The following is a 919-nucleotide window of genomic DNA, read 5'->3' on the forward strand; positions in this document are numbered from 1 at the left end:
ACCGGCAGCTGCGTCGGATCAGAGGCAAGTCTGACCCGATCGACGCCTACGCCGCAGCCAGGGCAGCGTTGGCCGAACCCGATCTCCCGGTTCCGAAGGTCGCGGACGGGCAGGTCGAAGCGATCCGGCAGTTGCTGGTCGCCCGTCGCAGCGCGGTCAAGGCCCGCACCGCCGCGCAGGTCCAGATCAAAACACTCCTGGTCACCGCCCCCACCCCTGTCCGCGCGAAATACCGCACCCTGACAGACACCGCCTTGATCAGCGCCCTGTCCCGCACCCGCAGCAGCGAGGACACCACCACCGACGCGACCCTGCGCGCGTTGCGGTCCCTCGCCCGCCGCCACCAGTACCTCACCGGAGAGATCGCGGACCTCGACCAGACGCTGGAACAGCTCGTTACCGCCACCAACCCCGCCCTGGCCGCCACCAAAGGCATCGGCCCGGTCACCGCCGGTCAATTGCTCGTCACCGCGGGCGACAATCCCGAGCGTCTGCGCAGTGAAGCCGCGTTCGCCGCCCTCTGCGGCGTCAGCCCCATCCCTGCATCCAGCGGCAAAACCACCCGTCACCGCCTCAACCGCGGCGGCGACCGACACGCGAACGCCGCCCTGCACCACATCGCCCTGTCCCGGATGTCTTACGAACCTCGCACCCGCGATTACGTCGCCAAGAAACGCGGCGACGGCAAGACCACCAAGGAAGCCCTCCGATGCCTCAAACGCGCCATCGCCCGTGAGATCTTCACCCTCCTCACCAGCAACGTCGATGTCCCCCGAATCGACGACCTCCGCCCCCTCCGACAAGCCCGCGGCATCAGCATCGAAACCGCCGCACACCACTTCGGCGTATGGCCCATGAAAATCTCCACCATCGAACGCGGCAAACGCCGCGACGACGACTTCACCCACACCTACCGCCA

The 919-nt window shown here is 67.7% G+C and carries 1 protein-coding gene; it reads left to right on the forward strand.

Annotated elements, in window-relative coordinates; genetic code table 11:
• Nucleotides 1–38: 38 nt before the first annotated feature.
• The coding region (locus P2P98_RS00420) for a transposase (protein ID WP_275796117.1) at nt 39–919 on the forward strand (881 nt) is incomplete at its 3' end.

It is taken from the genome of Microbacterium sp. Kw_RZR3, assembly GCF_029222405.1.
Classification (GTDB): domain Bacteria; phylum Actinomycetota; class Actinomycetes; order Actinomycetales; family Microbacteriaceae; genus Microbacterium.